Source organism: Portibacter marinus (assembly GCF_021533195.1).
Classification (GTDB): Bacteria; Bacteroidota; Bacteroidia; order Chitinophagales; family Saprospiraceae; genus Portibacter; species Portibacter marinus.
This window is the reverse complement of record NZ_JAJNKB010000003.1, coordinates 689,766-706,504: the sequence shown is the minus strand read 5'-3', so window position 1 is coordinate 706,504 and position 16,739 is coordinate 689,766. Positions and strand designations below refer to the sequence as shown.

Below are 16,739 nucleotides of genomic sequence, written 5' to 3'. Positions count from 1 at the left end.
TCATTCCAATAAACTTACCTTTCATTGTATCCTTTAACATCAAAGATCTTCGATCTATATTTCTTTATTCGGCTCTTTCGGGTCTCGGCTTGCTTAGCTTGTGAAAAGTAAAGTAAATAACCTCTTTGACGACCAGGTGTCAACTTTTTAAATGCATCTTTTAGGTCTAAATCATGTTCAAAAGCATCCTTTAATTCCTCAGGAACATCATATTCTGAAGTTTTTTTAATTTCTACTTCTAAACCGTCTTTTTCCACCTGCACAGCCTCTTTTATGTAGGATTTTATGACCGTTTTCAATTCTTTCACTTCTGGCAAGCTTGTAAATCTGATTTGCCTTGCAGACTGCACATTTTCCGTTTGTTGAATCAGGATATTCTGAGTATCCCTTAGCAAGACACCTTTGTGAAACAGAAGAGCAAAGTAATCTTTAAAGCCATGAATCAATACAATATTACTTCCTTCATATGTATAGCAAGGATGCATCCACTTAAAATCCTCGAGCAGTCCACAGTCCAGGCAGATTTGTCTCAATAAAATGGTTTCTTCCTTCCAGGATTTGATCTTTTGAATATATTGATCTACTTCATTCATTTAATGAGTATCTTAATTCTTTCTCAATACCACTTCCCCTTCAACATCGATCCTCGAACTGTTATTGTAAATCATTTCTGCGTCAAGACCGACAACATCACAATTTACCAATGTTAAAATCGCACCATCATTATAAATGGCACTTCCTTTTGAAGCAAAATTATCGGTCAATATACAGTCCCTTAAAGTAGTTGCAAGATTAGCACTGAGTAAACCCCCACCTTCTGTATCACCTGTTCCATTGGCATTGCCGCCACTGATGGTAAAGCCATCCAATGTGACCACTGACCTACTTCCACTTGTTGTGATGACATGAAAGGAGTTGTCACTATCTGAATTAACATCACCGATATTTCCACTCAATATGGTGGGATTGGCTGTGATGTCTCTTTGTGAAAGCATAGACTCGGTTCCAGAGAAACCTCCGTAGAGCATTACACCATCAGGAATATCAAAAGATATGCTTCGATCGGTTCCGCTGGTGGGCAAGTACGTACCACTTGCAACCCATATTTCAGCTCCGGAGGCAGGCACTGAGGATAAGGCTGATGTCAATGTTTGAAAAGCCTGGTCCCATCTACTGCTGTCACCTGAACTCGTCACATCGGCATCTACATATATTCTGGGCATCACATTGAATGCAATAGCGTAGTCGTGGACCACATTATCAGAAGGTCCGCGACCTTGGATAATTAAATGGTATGGTCCGGCCAAAGTTTCAGTGTCGCTGATGGTCAACACAGTACTTCCTGAAGCACTAACAGAAGTAGATGAAAAAGTTTCGGTTGAACCTGGGATATCAGTGTTTAAACTGATGCTCACTGCATCCGAATAACCTCCGTAAGACTTTAAATCAATGTTGAAAACGAGGTCTTCGCCAGCGATAACCGTTTGGATGGGTGTATTTGCTTCAATTGTAAAGAACGGAACGGTTGGTCTTAGAACGAATAATCCTTGTTGAATATCACTGACTAGAATGTTTCCACTTTCAAAATAAGGATAGACACTCCAGGCACTAGTAAATTGCACACCGTCATCTGCTGGATAAGTATCAAAGTATGCCACTTCGGAAAAATTAGCTGTAGAGGTATTTCTGATATCTAGCATTCTGAATCCTGATCTATAATTAGCTTGGTATGCATATTGTCCCTTTATATACAAATTATGATCTCGAGCCTGAGTTGTGTTTTGAAACGCACCAACATACGCGACATTATCAAGGTCACTAATATCCATAACATAGGTACGCGTATTCTCACCCAAATTAACCTCGTCAAACTCGTCATCGAATAGCAAGTATTTATGATCATCTGTAACCCAGCCCTGATGGGTATAATTGGACAACGGATATCCTGTACGAGAAAGTATTACAGGATTTTGTTTGTCAGTTACATCTACTATCGTCTGTGTATCTTCATTTGAGCCAATACAAATCTGCTTTCCATAATGTTCAGTATCAGGCCCTCTGTATGTAAAGCATACGGCGTCATGCGAATATTCATCCTCAGAAAAACATCCGTCTAACCTCATATTTTCAGGATTAGATATATCAACAAAGATTAAGCCTCCTTCACAGCCACCTGTACCTCGAGCACCAACTACAACAATATGCTTCGAATCTTCCATCGATACAACGTTATGAGATCTGCCAACACCAATTTCATTAAAAACATCAAGTGCTGTAAAAGTCACGGGAGGAGCAACTACAGTTCTTAGATTTGTTAAATCAAAAGACTGAATACCATGTCCTGTTGCTTCACTTCCAATAAATGCGTAGTTTCCAATAACCTTAATATCACGCCATGAAGAATTAAAAGTTTCAGTAGGTAAAAAACCAATATAGACAGGATTTACTGCATCACTGACATCAATAAAAGAAGTTCCATTATTTAAACCTAATAATGCATATTCCTTTCCGGTCAAAGGATCTGTCCAACCCCAAACATCATTTGCATCTCCCGTGCCTCCTAAATCAGATATACTTGTTAAAGACATCAAATCCACATTATCGCATGGAAAACCACTCGCTGAACCATTCGTACACGGCACTTGTGCTCCCAGGTGGACGAACACTAACATAAAAACATTGACATAAAAAATTCTCATGACTCAAAGGTAAGATAACCCTCCAAGAACGTTTGTCTTTTTCAATATGTTACGTATGAGAATTTTAATTGGACAAATGATCAGCATTTAAAGCGAATTCAGGAATCGCCACTTCAAAAGTCTGCTCATCTGAGAGACTCAGCATGGTGAATGTCCCGTACATCTTCCCCAAAGGCGTGTCCAGAGGACTCCAGGAATCATATTCATAGCGTTCACCCGGACCGATGACTGGTTGCTTACCTATTACACCCAGACCCTGTACTTCTCTGACTTCTCCCAGTGCATTGACAATATACCAGTGTCTACTTAACAACTGCACTATTTCGTTGCTTTGATTTTCAATGACAATGTGGTAAGAATGGACAAATTTGTTGAGATGGGCATTAGAGTGTTGGTGCTCGTAGTGAGCTTTAGGACTTATTTTAATATTGGGTATGATCGATTTATTCATTTTTTATATTCAAGAACCCTTCTACCAAGTATTCTGCTTCTTTCAACGTTACTTCAAGCAGATCGTTCACTAAAATCTTGTCAAAATCATGTTCATATTGCATCTCACGCTTGACTCTCTTGACTCTTTTAGCAAAACTGGCATCGCTTTCTGTTTTGCGATCTCTTAATCTTTTGATCAATACTTCTACAGACGGAGGCTTAACAAATACAGCCAAACAATCATCACCGTACAGCCTTTTAATATTGGTTGCTCCCCTTACATCAATGTCAAAAACGATGTGCTTGCCCATAGACCATAAACGATCTACTTCTGACTTAAGTGTGCCGTAGAATTGATCTTCATAGACTTCTTCCCATTCTAAAAACTCGTCATTTTCGGCCCTATACCTGAACTCTTCAGGACTCATGAAGTAATAATCACGACCATGCCTTTCGTAATCTCTTCTAGCTCTGGTGGTAGCTGAGATTGAGAAATCCAAAGCCTCATATTCAGAAAGCAAATGTCTAACAATAGTGGTCTTCCCAGCACCTGATGGAGCGGTGAAAACCAACATTTTTCCTTTGAAACTCATAATCTAAACAATATTGGCCAGTTGTTCTTTTATTTTTTCTAACTCATTCTTCATATTGACAACCAATTTTTGAATCTCCGAAAATTGGGCTTTTGCGCCCATAGTATTGATCTCCCTTCCGATTTCCTGTGCAATAAAATTAAGTGTGCGTCCCTTAAGGTCGGATTTCTTATCTAATTCTTCAATAAAGAAAACGCAGTGTTGAGCCAATCTGGATTTTTCTTCATTGATATCCATCTTCTCCATATAATATAGGATCTCTTGCTCCATTCTATTCTGATCCAGATTGGTGTTTTGAGAATACTCCTGAACATTTTGTTTCAGCCTGTCCTTCAGCTTATTCAATCGAGGTTTTTCGTAAGCTTCAATTTGTGCCAATGACTTTTCTATTTCTGCAATTCTTTCTCGCAAGTCCTCCTCGGTAGCTTTTCCTTCGATTTTTCTGAACTTTGTCAAGTTATCCACTGCCTGCAAGGTGAGGGTTTTGATTACCTCGTACTCAGCATCTTTAAGTTCACTCCCTTCAGCCTGCACTACATTCGGAATTCTTAATATGGCCTGAGCATAATCGGGAGTAGGCATGCCGGTTTCCTCTTCTATCTGCTTGATCTGATTGTAGTAACTGATAAAAAGATTTTTATTGATACCCGCATCTTCCTCTATACCATTATCGTCGGTGGAAATAGAAAAGTCGAATTTGCCTCTAAGCGCCCTATCTGTAATTAACTTTCTCAACTCTAATTCCTTTTCGCGATAACTCAGTGGCAGTTTACATCTGATATCAGTACTTTTTCCGTTAAGTGACTTTAGCTCTACAGTAATGGTTCTGTCCTTATATTGTCCTTGAGCTCTTCCATAACCAGTCATTGATAATACCATATCGCGAATTTTGTGTAAAGATAATTATTGGATGTAGATACTATAATTTATATGATGATTATGCTATTTAATTAGAATTATGTCAATGTATAAATGATCTAAACTCAGGCAGTTCTGCTTAAATCGTTCATTCGTAGTGGGTTATAAAACGACAAAAGAGGGCAACTTTGCAACAAATCTTTTAAAAACAACATCAATTTTTTTCATAAATCAATTATTTTACGAAATTTGCATGCCCTTAGAAAAAAGGGTTTCATTTTACGTAACTATTTATAAACCAAATATTAATAATGAGGAAAGCCGATTTAGTATCGTCGATTTCAGAAAAAACAGGAGTGCCTAAAGTTGATGTCTTGGTTACTTTGGAAATGTTTTTTAAAGAAGTAAAAGCATCATTGGGAAGTGGTGAAGACGTGTTCATAAGAGGATTTGGTTCTTTTAAGATTAAGAAGAGAGCAAAAAAAATAGGTAGACATATTAAAAAGCAAAAGGCTATAGAGATACCTGAACATTACATTCCTTCGTTTAAACCATCAAAAGCATTTGTAGAGCACGTTAAATCAAACGTGACTTCTCTGCCAAAGGAATCTAATTAAAATAAAAGTTAACTATGGGCAAAAGCCACTACCTTACTATCGGAGTGTTTACGATTTTGTTCTTAGTTTTATATTTTGGGTTTGACACTAAGCCCCACGATATATTGCTTGCGGAAAAGTCTCGGGCAAGTTTTATTGAAACTACGAATATTCAGAATTTGCTGACCACAGCTAGAGAAGAGATGCGTGCTGATGAGATGGGAGTTATTGATGCCATCAATATGAGATTAGAGATGGCTGAGACGGATAGTAGCAGGATAGAAGTACTTGAAAATCTTTCTTCATCATGGTATCAAAACGGTTATTATGGAATAGCTGGTTACTATGCGGAGGAAATCGCAAAGATTAAGGAGGACGAACTGAGCTGGTCTATTGCAGGAACTACCTATGCTACAGGGATAAAAAGGGCTGATAATGAGAAGGTTAAATCGTTTTGTGTGGAGCGGGCGAGGAAAGCTTTGGAAAATGCCATTTCAATTAATCCGGCTAATGTGAACCATAAAATCAATCTCGCTGTTACTTTTGCTGAACATCCAGTTGCAGAAAATCCGATGAAAGGAATTATGATGCTTTTGGATTTAAATAAGCAGAATCCTGAGAATGTTTCAGTTCTTTATCAGCTTGCGAGGTTAGGAATACAAACCGGACAATTTGATAAAGCCATCGAGCGAATCAATAAGGCTTTAAGTTTAGATCCCGAAAATCAAAGGATCATTTGTCTTGCAGTCGATGCTTACAATGGAATAGGAAATAATCTGAAAGCTGAAGAATTCAGCAGACGATGCGAATTATAAAATATATTAAAAACATAAATTATGCCTTGCGGTAAAAAGAGAAAACGACATAAGATCGCAACTCACAAGAGAAAAAAGAGATTGCGTAAAAACAGACACAAGAAAAAGAATAAATAAAATTATTCGGTCAGTGGATTCAGTTCCACTGACCTTCTTACATTTCACGTCTATTCCAACTATCTTTCTGTAAAAACACGCCCCACGGGTTTTAGACATTCATATCGTGTACCAATGTTTGGTGCACCTAAAAACTGTATTGTGCAGAAAGATTTAATTATTGATGTAAGTCCAGCGAAAGTGGACATAGCCCTACTTGAAGAAGGGAAACTGGTAGAGCTTCATAAACAAAAAGCAGATAGTAATTTCACCGTAGGTGATATTTTTCTTGGGTCGATCAAAAAGACGATGCCGGGTTTAAATGCTGCATTTGTTGACATAGGACATCGTAAAGATGCCTTCCTTCACTACACGGACCTGGGTCCTCAGTTGAAGTCCTTGAACAAGTTTGTAAGAGACAGTCGTGCTAAAAAGCGTAACACCCATCTTTTGGATAATTTTCAAAAAGAGAAGGATATTCAGAAAGGTGGAAAGATAGACCATGTTCTGAAAAAAAGAGATTTGGTGCTCGTTCAGGTACTTAAGGAACCTATTTCGACTAAGGGGCCACGGTTGACCTGTGAAATTACCATTCCAGGCAGATTTATGGTCTTGACCCCATTTTATAACAATATATCGGTTTCTAAGAAAATCAGTAATCCTGAGGAGCGAAAGAGGCTGCACGCATTGGTAGAAAGCATCAAGCCCAAGAATTTTGGAATAATCATTAGAACAGCTGCGGAAGGAAAGAAGGTAGCAGATCTGCATGAGGAGATCAGTGGGCTGATGGATACGTGGAAACAAATGTACCATTCGCTTGTCAATGCGAAAGTGACTTCTAAACTGGTCAGTGAATTAGACAAATCCAGTAGTATACTTCGGGATATCTTAAATGATTCATTTAGCAAGGTGGTGGTCAATGATACGGAGACCTACGAACATTTGAAGACTTTCCTTGAAACTACGGCTCCAAAACATGCGAAGATCCTTTCATTATATCGCTCTAAAAAGCCGATATATGATACTTTCGGAGTTTCGCGCCAAATTAAGGCTTCATTTGGCAAGACCTCTACCATGAGTAGCGGCGCTTACTTGGTGATAGAGCACACGGAGGCCATGCACGTGATCGATGTCAATAGTGGCCCTAAAATGAATAGAAAGGATCAGGAGACAGCGGCTTTACAGGTTAATCTGGAGTCTGCAAAGGAGATTGCCAGACAATTGAGATTGCGTGATATTGGTGGAATTATCCTGATTGACTTTATAGATATGCGAAAGCAGGATCATAAAGTCAAGTTGTATAAGGCCATGAAAGACTTTATGGCCAATGATCGGGCACAGCACACGATATTACCGTTGAGTAAGTTTGGATTAATGCAAATTACCAGACAAAGAACTCGCCCGGAGGTAAATATCGATACTTCTGAGCTATGCCCAACCTGCCAGGGAACTGGAAAAGTAAACTCAACAGTACTGATTACCGATGATATTGAAAGGGACTTAGAGTTTATCATGACATCCAGACCATCGGGTAAGATCACACTACATGTGCACCCATTTGTATATGCCTATCTTAAAAAAGGGATAAAGAGCCCACAACGGAAGTGGTACTTCAAGTACAATAAGTGGATCAAGTTGATCAGTGAGTTTGAATTTGGGTTGAATGAGTATGTTTTTTATGATAAGCACAACGACGAAATAAGGTTGGATTAAGACCTGGGGATTCACAGGAGCAGGGATTTTAGTCCGAGCATATACAATTAGGATTAGAACCTTAATTAATAGGACATTGGGCTTCGGCCCGAGATAATCACATATTGTTCGTACTATTACCTCGACCATTTCCATCGTTAAAAAAAATTTCAAAAAAATAATCCTTTTTTCTCCGCGCTTTTAGGAATCCTTACACTAATAGTTATAAACATAAAATTTATAGCTATGATCTCTTTTCAGGAAGACCTTCTTCATTACGTGTGGAAGCTGCAGTATTTTGACTTTCGAAAATTAATCACTAATCGTGGTGAGGCCATTCAAATTCTTCATCCTGGATTTCACAATTTTGACGCAGGTCCGGATTTTAGTGCTGGAAAGATTCAAATTGGTGAAACCATCTGGAATGGGAATATTGAAATTCACATCAATGCTTCGGATTGGTTAAAACACAATCATCAGAGTGATCCTGCCTACGATAATATAATCTTACATGTTGTCTATGAGGATGACGTAGATATTTCTCGTGAAGATGGTTCATTAATACCGTGCCTTTCTCTGAAAGGTCTGATCGATGAGCAAATATTCGATCGTTATCACTACCTGACTGCCAACAAACAGTGGGTTCCTTGCGAAAATCTGGTGACAGAAGTTGGAGAAATTCAGAAAAAATTATGGTTGGAGAGACTCTTCGTTGCCAGGTTAGAGGAAAAGAGCAAACGTATTTATGAGTTGCTGGAGCAAAGCAATTATAATTGGGAATATACGCTATTTGTGACGATGGGTAGGTATTTCGGTTCCCGGGTAAATACCGATGCCTTCGAAACCTTATGTCGAAGCATCAATCTTTTCACCATTTATAAAAGCAGACATAATTCTGAACTAATAGAAGCGCTATTATTTGGTCAGGCTGGATTTTTGAATGCAGAATTTCATGATGAATACCCAACTACACTTAAGAAAACGTATCAATTTCTAAAGCACAAATATGAACTTCAACCGATAGAATCGAAAGTATGGAAGTTTTTCAGGCTGAGGCCAACAAACTTTCCTACGATCCGATTGGCCCAATTTGCTGCCCTAATTACTAAGAATCAATCGCTTTTCAGCAGGTTGTTGGAGGTCAATGATTTAAGGGAGCTGTCAGAGATTTTTGAAATTAAAATTCATGGATATTGGTATGATCACTATGTTTTTGATAAACAGGTCGAGGTAAAAGAGAAGAATATTGGAGATTCGTTCAGAGATGTGTTGTTGATCAATTCGATTTTACCCCTCATTTTCGTTTATGGTAAATTAAGACAAGAGCCACATTTTGTAGATAAAGCAATCCGCTTAATGCAAGATATTCCGCCGGAGAAAAATAAGATTATTTCGAAATGGAAGAAATTAAAATTTAAAGTAGGTAATGCGGCAGATTCGCAGGCGCTCATACATTTGAAAAGAGAATTTTGTGACAAGAATCGATGCCTTCAATGCGCCATCGGTCATCAGGTCTTGAAAGAGGATTTTCCGGTATATGGGTTGATGTATTGATCGAATAGTAAGGAGTTATAGCTAACAAAACTCATAGATTTCATTCGATGCTAGGCCGTATTCTTTATATTTCAATGCCTTTTGAGCAGTAAAACTTTGGTCTGAAATGGCAATGATGACTTGTTTTTCATATAAGTGACTCAGAACAGCGGCAGGCTTGAGTTCGATCCCGTAGATTTTCTTACCTATTTTTTTCTCATTTTCTGTGATCCACAGAAATTTATGAGGCAGTCTTCCTAATGAAACTGCAAACTGTTGAATAAACGTTTTTACCAAGCTTTTGCCTTTTCGACCCGCCCCCCAGATGATAAGTTGCTTTTCAGGGTCCCAATCTAACTCTATAAAATACTTCACTTTTAAGTGAAAGAAATTCTGATCACTATAATTCGGATCAATTCTCGAAGCTCTGTCAGGATGATCTCTCCAAAAATGAAGGACTTGATCAATGCTACATATTTTAAATTCATGTTTATAAAATCTGAAAAGTAAATCGTAGTCTTCCGGATATTCCGATTTTTGAAAGGCATTGACCTTTATCAAATCTGACCAATAGGCCATCCAACACGCTGAAGGAAGTGTACATTCTTTATAAATGGAGCCGTAATAATCTTGTTCATTGATCCATTTTTCATATTGACGAAAACCCACACCTAATCTATCTTCAGAAAAGTACTTGACCTTACCCGATACAAGATGGCCAGTTTCTCTTCGACTTAGCTCATCCTGCATCACAGCTAATTTATTAACAGGCATGATGTCATCTGCATCCATACGAGTAATCATTAAGCCATTGACATAAGAAAAAGCTTTCCTCAAAGCCGGAATGATCCCCTTCTCTTCGTTCCTGTAAATACTGATGCGATCATCCTGATCACTCCATTGACCTAGAATATTCCAACTCTCATCGGTCGAAAAATCATCCACACATATCAGTTCCCAATCCTCCAAACTTTGTTCAACAATAGAAGAAATACAGGTGTCCAGAAATTTTTCCTCATTATAAACTGGCATGATGATACTTACTTTAGGCTTTTTAGCCATAATGTCCTGATTTTGTTTTGCATGCAAACATAGCTTAGGAATAAAATTTTGGTTGTTCGCAGTCCTCAAAATATCTGTAAAACCTACAAAATTTTTAGGTCTGTAATGCTTCCATTTATAGTAAAGCGTTATCTTTGCAGCGATTTTGAGAAGCCTATTATAAAGTAATAAATCACAAGAAATTAAAAAATGGCGAATATTGGCAAAGTAAGTCAGGTAATTGGACCAGTAGTAGATGTTAGTTTTGATGGAGAGGGAGTTAAATTACCAGAAATTTTAAATGCATTAATCATTAAAAGACCAGGTGCAGATGATCTGGTTTTAGAATGTCAAAAACACCTGGGAGAAGATAGTGTAAGAGCTATCGCAATGGATGCAACTGATGGTTTGACCAGAGGAGAGGATGTGATAGATACTGGACAGCCAATTGCCATGCCAGTAGGTGAAGAAATCAAAGGTCGATTATTTAATGTAGTTGGTGAGCCTATCGATGGGCTAGGTAAGGTAAGTAAAGAGAAAAACTCATATCCTATTCACAGAAAGCCACCAAGATTCGAAGATTTATCTACTGAATCCGAGGTACTTTTCACTGGAATCAAGGTAATCGACCTGATCGAGCCTTATTCAAAAGGTGGAAAAATTGGATTATTCGGTGGTGCCGGAGTAGGAAAAACGGTTTTGATCCAGGAATTGATCAACAATATTGCGAAAGGTTATGATGGAATTTCAGTATTCGCTGGAGTGGGAGAAAGAACGAGAGAGGGAAATGACCTGATGAGAGAAATGTTGGAAGCCGGAATCATCAACTATGGTGAAGAATTTATGCACTCCATGGAACAAGGTGGATGGGACCTTTCTAAAGTAGATAAAGAAAAATTAAAAACATCGAAGGCGACTTTCGTTTTTGGTCAGATGAATGAGCCTCCAGGTGCGAGAGCGAGAGTAGCCCTATCCGGTTTGACGCTTGCTGAGTATTATAGAGATGGAGATATGAATGATCCAACCGGAGGTAAAGACATTCTATTCTTTATTGATAATATTTTTAGATTTACGCAGGCTGGATCAGAGGTATCCGCACTTCTTGGAAGAATGCCATCAGCCGTAGGATATCAACCTACATTGGCCACAGAGATGGGATTAATGCAGGAAAGAATTACTTCTACCAAAAGAGGATCTATTACTTCCGTTCAGGCAGTTTATGTTCCTGCGGATGACTTGACAGATCCGGCTCCAGCAACGACATTCTCACACCTGGATGCGACTACTGTATTGAATAGAAAGATTGCATCATTGGGTATTTATCCGGCAGTGGATCCATTGGATTCTACGTCCAGGATTCTTGATCCGGCTATTATTGGAGATGATCACTATGATACCGCTCAGAATGTGAAAATGATCTTACAGAGATATAATGAATTGCAGGATATCATCGCTATCCTGGGAATGGAAGAACTATCTGACGAGGACAAGCAGGTGGTTCATAGAGCTAGAAGGGTTCAGCGTTTCTTATCTCAACCATTCCATGTTGCAGAACAATTTACAGGTCTAAAGGGAGTTTTCGTACCAATCGAAGAGACCATTAGAGGATTTAAAATGATCCTGAACGGTGAAGTAGATGAGTATCCGGAAGCAGCATTTAACTTGGTTGGAACCATAGATGATGCGATAGAGAAAGGAAAGAAATTACTAGCAGAAGCGAATAACTAGATATGAATTTAATTGTATTGACCCCGGGTAAAAAGATTTATAGTGGTGGTATTACCTCTGTAAAAGTACCCGGTACATCTGGTGAATTTGAGGTACTGAAAGGTCACGCTGCCATTGTCTCTTCTTTGAAAGCAGGAAAAGTGCGGATTAAGAAATCTGAGGGTGGTGAAATGTCATTTGGTATCGAAAATGGATTTATAGAGGTATTAAAGGACGAAGTTTCCCTGTTGATTCAGGGCTATCAAGAATAGAAAAAATTCTCAATCTTATGGGAGGCTAAGTTTTAATAACTTAGCCTTTTTTATTTCCAGCCCTTTCGACCCACCTTTATTAAAAACCTTCTTTTACAAAGTCATGTAAATGTAGAATGCCTTTATATTGGTTCTCATCGCTAACAATAATATGCGAAATGCTTTTCTCTCGCATGATGGTATATGCTTGGTAAGCCAATTCGCCATGCTCAATAGTAATGGGATTTCTGGTCATGACATCTTTGGCCGTGAGTTCGCTTAAGTTTTTTTCCGATTGGAGCATTCGACGGAGATCACCATCCGTAATAATCCCTAAAATCTGATTGTTTTCTGAAATAACAGTGGCTCCGAGTCTTTTACTTGTCATCTCTAATATGGTTTCTCTGATGGTTGCATTGGGACCTATATTCGGCTTTTCATGCTGTTTATAAATATCTTCAACCTTCAAAAACAGTTGTTTGCCTATGGATCCACCAGGGTGGAAATTAGCATACTCTCTGTCGCTAAACCCTCTCAAAGAAAGTAGACAAACGGCAATAGCATCTCCGATGGCAGCTTGAGCCGTAGTGCTGGAAGTAGGAATCAGATTATTAGGAGCTGCTTCCTGGTCTATCGGAATGATTAAGTGATGGTCACAATTTTCAGTCAGGTAGCATTTTTTTTCTGAGCAGATGCCTATTACCTTGGTGCCCTGCGCTTTCACCAATGGGATGATTACTTTAAGCTCTGCTGTCTGACCACTTTTGGAAAAGCAGACCAATACGTCGTCCCGCATCACCATACCCAGATCACCATGTGCCGCATCTCCCGCATGCATATAAATGGATGGGCTACCAGTACTGTTTAATGTAGCTACAATTTTTTGGGCGACAAGTGCGCTTTTACCTATCCCAGTAAGGATGATGCGCCCCTTACATTGATAAAGAATCTCAACAATTTCAGTAAAATGATGGTCTAGGCTTTTAGATAATTGTTGTAGTGTATTCGCTTCTTCATCGATTGTTTTCCGGGCAATAGAAATAATGTCTTCTTTCATGAAATTTTCACTACAAATGATGTGGTAAAGGTATTTATAATCGTCTTAATTATAGAATCTTGTCAAGGCTTAGTAAAAAAAACCATTAATGCAACGAACCAACACTTTTAGTTTGGGATATCATACTAAATATGTTCAAAAAACAGTATATTGTAGATAACCATAATAGAGAATAAAAAGAAACCTCTCTTCTATAATACTGCGATCCCAAGATCACAATTGTTTTTATGTTTAACACATACACAAAATTATTATGTTAACACAAAGTGTAGACCTCCATGGTGCCCTTCAACAATATTTTGGATTTGATGGTTTTAAAGACACTCAGGAAGAGATCATCCAAAGCGTATTAGATAAAGAAGACACATTTGTGATCATGCCGACTGGAGGGGGTAAATCCCTTTGCTACCAGTTGCCCGCATTGATAATGGATGGAACAGCATTAGTTATCAGTCCGTTGATAGCCCTGATGAAAAATCAGGTAGATTCGATTAGAGGGTATAGTCAGCAAGATAATATTGCCCATTTTCTTAATTCTTCTTTGAATAAAACCCAGATAAAAGAGGTCAAAGAGGATATTGTCAATGGTCATACCAAGCTCTTATTCATTGCACCGGAGACCTTGACGAAAGATGAAAACATTGAGTTTTTTAGAAATGTGGATATCTCCTTTGTAGCGGTGGATGAGGCTCACTGTATTTCAGAATGGGGGCATGATTTCAGACCGGAGTATCGAAGAATCAAGGTGATGATTGATGCGATTGGGCATAATATACCCATTATTGCATTGACAGCGACGGCAACTCCCAAAGTGCAAAGTGATATTGTCAAGATTCTGGGAATGGAGAATCCACATAAGTACGTGAGTTCATTCAATAGAGACAACCTCTTTTATGAGATCAGGCCTAAAAGTAATAAGGAACAGACCATCAAAAGCATTGTTCAGACCGTCAAGAGTATGCCTGGTCAATCCGGAATTATCTATGTTCAATCCAGAAAATCGACTGAAGAAATAGCGCAGGTATTAAGCATTAATGGAGTGAAAGCAGCACCGTACCACGCAGGTTTGGACGCTAAAACCAGATCTCAGGTCCAGGATGATTTTTTAATGGAAGAAATCGATGTCATTTGTGCAACTATTGCTTTCGGTATGGGCATCGATAAACCGGATGTGAGATTTGTCATACATTATGACATCGCTAAAAGCATAGAAAATTATTATCAGGAAACGGGAAGAGCCGGTAGAGATGGCATGTTGAGTAAGTGCATTGCTTACTACTCGCATAAAGATATTAACAAGCTAGAGAAGTTTTTAAGAGACAAACCTGTTGCTGAGCGGGAAATGGGAGCGCAATTACTTGAAGAAATCATTGCCTACTGTGAAACAGGGTCATGTAGAAGAACATTCTTATTACATTACTTCGGTGAAGATTTCGAAGCTGATCAATGTGACGATCTTTGTGACAATTGTAAAAACCCAAAGCCAAAAGTTTCGGTTAAAAAAGAAATGCAGACTGCTTTGCAAATCATTGAGGAACTCAATGAAAAACATACCATTAAGTTACTCGTAGAGTTTGCCATAGGAAGAGCTACAAAGGAGTTGAAAGATTTCCGCTATGATACACGTAAATTTTTCGGAGCACTGAAGGAAAAAGATGAGTTGTTCATCTACTCACTATTCAGACAAGCATTACTTAATGATCTGGCCTATAAGGAAATTGAGGAATATGGCGTATTGAAACTATCAGATAAAGGAAGAAGATTTATCATCAGTCCAAGTGATATTAAGATTCCTATCAATCATGATTACGAAGAGCTAGAAGATGAGACAGTAGTCAATACAAGTGGTGGGTCGGCATTGGATAATCAGTTACTGAAGATGCTTAAAGAACTTAGGCTAAGAGAAGCTAAGAAGCAAGGCGTTAAACCATGGGTTATATTTTTTGATCCTTCTCTTAGCGAAATGGCCACACATTATCCTATTTCCATGGATGATATGATCAATATTTCAGGGGTCAGTTTAGGTAAAGCCAAAAGATATGGCGCGCCGTTTATTGAGCTGATTAAGGATTATGTGGAGGAAAATGATATTGAGCGACCACAGGATTTTGTGGTCAAACAAGTTGCTAATAAGTCCAGAGATAAAGTCACTATCATTCAGGGTATTGATAAAAAATTCAATCTGGAAGAGATTGCGGACTCGATCAAACTTTCTATAGACGAACTTCTTCAGGAAATGTATATTATTGTTTCTTCTGGTACCAAGCTGAACTTGGACTACTACATCGAAGAGAACATTGATGAAGACATCGTCGAAGAAATAGAAGATTATTTTGATGAGGCGGAATCAGATGACGTGGATGAAGCGATCAGAGTAATTGATGACGAGGATATCACCAGAGAGGAAATAGAAATCGTCCGATTAAAATATCTTTCTGAAAACGCTATCTAAGTGAAGATTCACATTGTCAATGGCCCGAATCTCAATCTTGTGGGAAGAAGGGAACCTGAAATCTATGGAAATCAAAGTCTCGAAGATTATTTCGAAACACTGGAAGCACATTATCTTGAAGATGAATTGCATTATTTTCAGTCTAATCACGAGGGGGCTCTCTTAGATTATCTGCATGAACATGGTTTTTCCGAAGGTGGAATTATTTTAAATGCAGGTGCTTTAACTCACACTTCATTGGCACTTGGAGACGCCATCAAAGGGATAGAAGCTCCTGTTGTAGAGGTTCATATTTCCAATGTCTACGAGAGAGAGAAAATCAGACATCATTCTTTTTTAGAACAGGGGTGTGTGCATACCATAGTTGGTCAGGGTTTAGAAGGATATGCTCAGGCGATTGAGTTTCTTAGGACTTATCAGGGATAGAAAATCTGGTGTCAATAATTCTCAATCTGTTTTTTTCATTTAAGTTGATGGGTATCTTGTAGAAAAGTTTTCGAAATAACCATCCTCCTACCCACGAGCCTCCACCTATCCCTAGTACTGTTTTCCAACTCGTATTTCTACCAAAGGTTGCCGCAATGGCACCCTGAGCAAGCCAAATAATCCCGAATGTTTGCATAGTGCCTCCCAGGTATTTTACCGAATTTCTGTAAAGCATAAAGCCTGTGGCGTCCTCTAACCTCAGAATGGCATTGTCCAGCACGATGGTATTTTCCTTGACCATAATTTCTTGGATCTCGCCTCTGTTCCATTGACCTGGATCATAGTAAGTTTGATAAGTAATATGATCTCCAACGGAATATTTCAATGCTTTGGGATCGTTAAAGATTTCTAGTTGGAGATAAACCTGTGCAGACCCTGCAAAGCAAAAGACCATCAAAAGTAAAAGTACCAGGTATTTCATACAGGATAGT

Annotated in this window: 16 protein-coding genes; 8 read left to right on the top strand and 8 right to left on the bottom strand. The window is 38.6% G+C overall.

The genetic code is table 11. The features are described from left to right. Nucleotides 1-14: 14 nt before the first annotated feature. From L2567_RS10680 to L2567_RS10660, 5 genes are all read right to left on the bottom strand, one after another. Nucleotides 15-593 (bottom strand): YdeI/OmpD-associated family protein, encoded by a 579-nt coding sequence (locus L2567_RS10680; protein ID WP_235297756.1) that lies wholly within the window; start codon nucleotides 591-593, stop codon nucleotides 15-17. 12 nt (nucleotides 594-605) lie between these two features. Beyond that, nucleotides 606-2,699, bottom strand: coding sequence for a choice-of-anchor B family protein (locus L2567_RS10675; protein ID WP_235297755.1), 2,094 nt, complete (start codon nucleotides 2,697-2,699; stop codon nucleotides 606-608). Nucleotides 2,700-2,763: 64 nt separating this feature from the next. Continuing rightward, nucleotides 2,764-3,150 carry a Co2+/Mg2+ efflux protein ApaG gene (gene apaG / locus L2567_RS10670; protein ID WP_235297754.1) on the bottom strand — a complete coding sequence of 129 codons (387 nt, stop codon included), beginning with the start codon at nucleotides 3,148-3,150 and terminating at the stop codon, nucleotides 2,764-2,766. Then, a complete protein-coding gene (gene gmk / locus L2567_RS10665) occupies nucleotides 3,143-3,724 on the bottom strand; it encodes a guanylate kinase (RefSeq protein WP_235297753.1) in 582 nt (193 codons plus the stop codon). The genes apaG and gmk overlap by 8 nt, the downstream gene beginning before the upstream one ends. Nucleotides 3,725-3,727: 3 nt before the next feature. Then, nucleotides 3,728-4,603: a YicC/YloC family endoribonuclease gene (locus L2567_RS10660; RefSeq protein ID WP_235297752.1), complete on the bottom strand. Its 876-nt coding sequence runs from the start codon at nucleotides 4,601-4,603 to the stop codon at nucleotides 3,728-3,730. A 290-nt stretch (nucleotides 4,604-4,893) separates the two neighbouring features. Here L2567_RS10660 and L2567_RS10655 point away from each other — a divergent pair, with 290 nt between their 5' ends. From L2567_RS10655 to L2567_RS10640, 4 genes are all read left to right on the top strand, one after another. Then, complete coding sequence (locus L2567_RS10655) at nucleotides 4,894-5,199, top strand: HU family DNA-binding protein (protein ID WP_235297751.1); 306 nt, start codon at nucleotides 4,894-4,896, stop codon at nucleotides 5,197-5,199. Between the two features lie 14 nt (nucleotides 5,200-5,213). Continuing rightward, nucleotides 5,214-5,993 carry a tetratricopeptide repeat protein gene (locus L2567_RS10650; protein ID WP_235297750.1) on the top strand — a complete coding sequence of 260 codons (780 nt, stop codon included), beginning with the start codon at nucleotides 5,214-5,216 and terminating at the stop codon, nucleotides 5,991-5,993. A gap of 258 nt (nucleotides 5,994-6,251) precedes the next feature. Further along, complete coding sequence (locus L2567_RS10645) at nucleotides 6,252-7,802, top strand: Rne/Rng family ribonuclease (protein WP_235297749.1); 1,551 nt, start codon at nucleotides 6,252-6,254, stop codon at nucleotides 7,800-7,802. Nucleotides 7,803-8,027: 225 nt separating this feature from the next. Then, nucleotides 8,028-9,335 carry a DUF2851 family protein gene (locus tag L2567_RS10640; protein WP_235297748.1) on the top strand — a complete coding sequence of 436 codons (1,308 nt, stop codon included), beginning with the start codon at nucleotides 8,028-8,030 and terminating at the stop codon, nucleotides 9,333-9,335. 21 nt (nucleotides 9,336-9,356) lie between these two features. Here L2567_RS10640 and L2567_RS10635 read toward each other — a convergent pair whose 3' ends face one another. Further along, nucleotides 9,357-10,376 carry a glycosyltransferase family 2 protein gene (locus L2567_RS10635; protein WP_235297747.1) on the bottom strand — a complete coding sequence of 340 codons (1,020 nt, stop codon included), beginning with the start codon at nucleotides 10,374-10,376 and terminating at the stop codon, nucleotides 9,357-9,359. Between the two features lie 189 nt (nucleotides 10,377-10,565). Between L2567_RS10635 and atpD the strand changes: the two genes are divergently transcribed. Together atpD and atpC are read left to right on the top strand one after the other, a co-directional pair. After that, entirely contained in the window at nucleotides 10,566-12,083 is a 1,518-nt protein-coding gene (gene atpD, locus L2567_RS10630) for a F0F1 ATP synthase subunit beta (RefSeq protein ID WP_235297746.1), read from the top strand. A 2-nt stretch (nucleotides 12,084-12,085) separates the two neighbouring features. Beyond that, nucleotides 12,086-12,334, top strand: a complete 249-nt coding sequence (gene atpC, locus L2567_RS10625; protein WP_235297745.1) for an ATP synthase F1 subunit epsilon — start codon at nucleotides 12,086-12,088, stop codon at nucleotides 12,332-12,334. A 79-nt stretch (nucleotides 12,335-12,413) separates the two neighbouring features. Here the strand turns inward: atpC and L2567_RS10620 are convergent, their stop codons facing one another. Further along, entirely contained in the window at nucleotides 12,414-13,370 is a 957-nt protein-coding gene (locus L2567_RS10620; protein WP_235297744.1) for a KpsF/GutQ family sugar-phosphate isomerase, read from the bottom strand. Nucleotides 13,371-13,623: 253 nt separating this feature from the next. Here L2567_RS10620 and L2567_RS10615 point away from each other — a divergent pair, with 253 nt between their 5' ends. Then, nucleotides 13,624-15,822, top strand: a complete 2,199-nt coding sequence (locus L2567_RS10615; RefSeq protein WP_235297743.1) for a RecQ family ATP-dependent DNA helicase — start codon at nucleotides 13,624-13,626, stop codon at nucleotides 15,820-15,822. Further along, a complete protein-coding gene (locus L2567_RS10610) occupies nucleotides 15,823-16,248 on the top strand; it encodes a type II 3-dehydroquinate dehydratase (protein WP_235297742.1) in 426 nt (141 codons plus the stop codon). On the opposite strand, the gene L2567_RS10605 is transcribed toward L2567_RS10610, so the two are convergent. Beyond that, nucleotides 16,229-16,729: a hypothetical protein gene (locus L2567_RS10605; protein WP_235297741.1), complete on the bottom strand. Its 501-nt coding sequence runs from the start codon at nucleotides 16,727-16,729 to the stop codon at nucleotides 16,229-16,231. The genes L2567_RS10610 and L2567_RS10605 overlap by 20 nt on opposite strands. Between the last annotated feature and the right edge of the window lie 10 nt (nucleotides 16,730-16,739).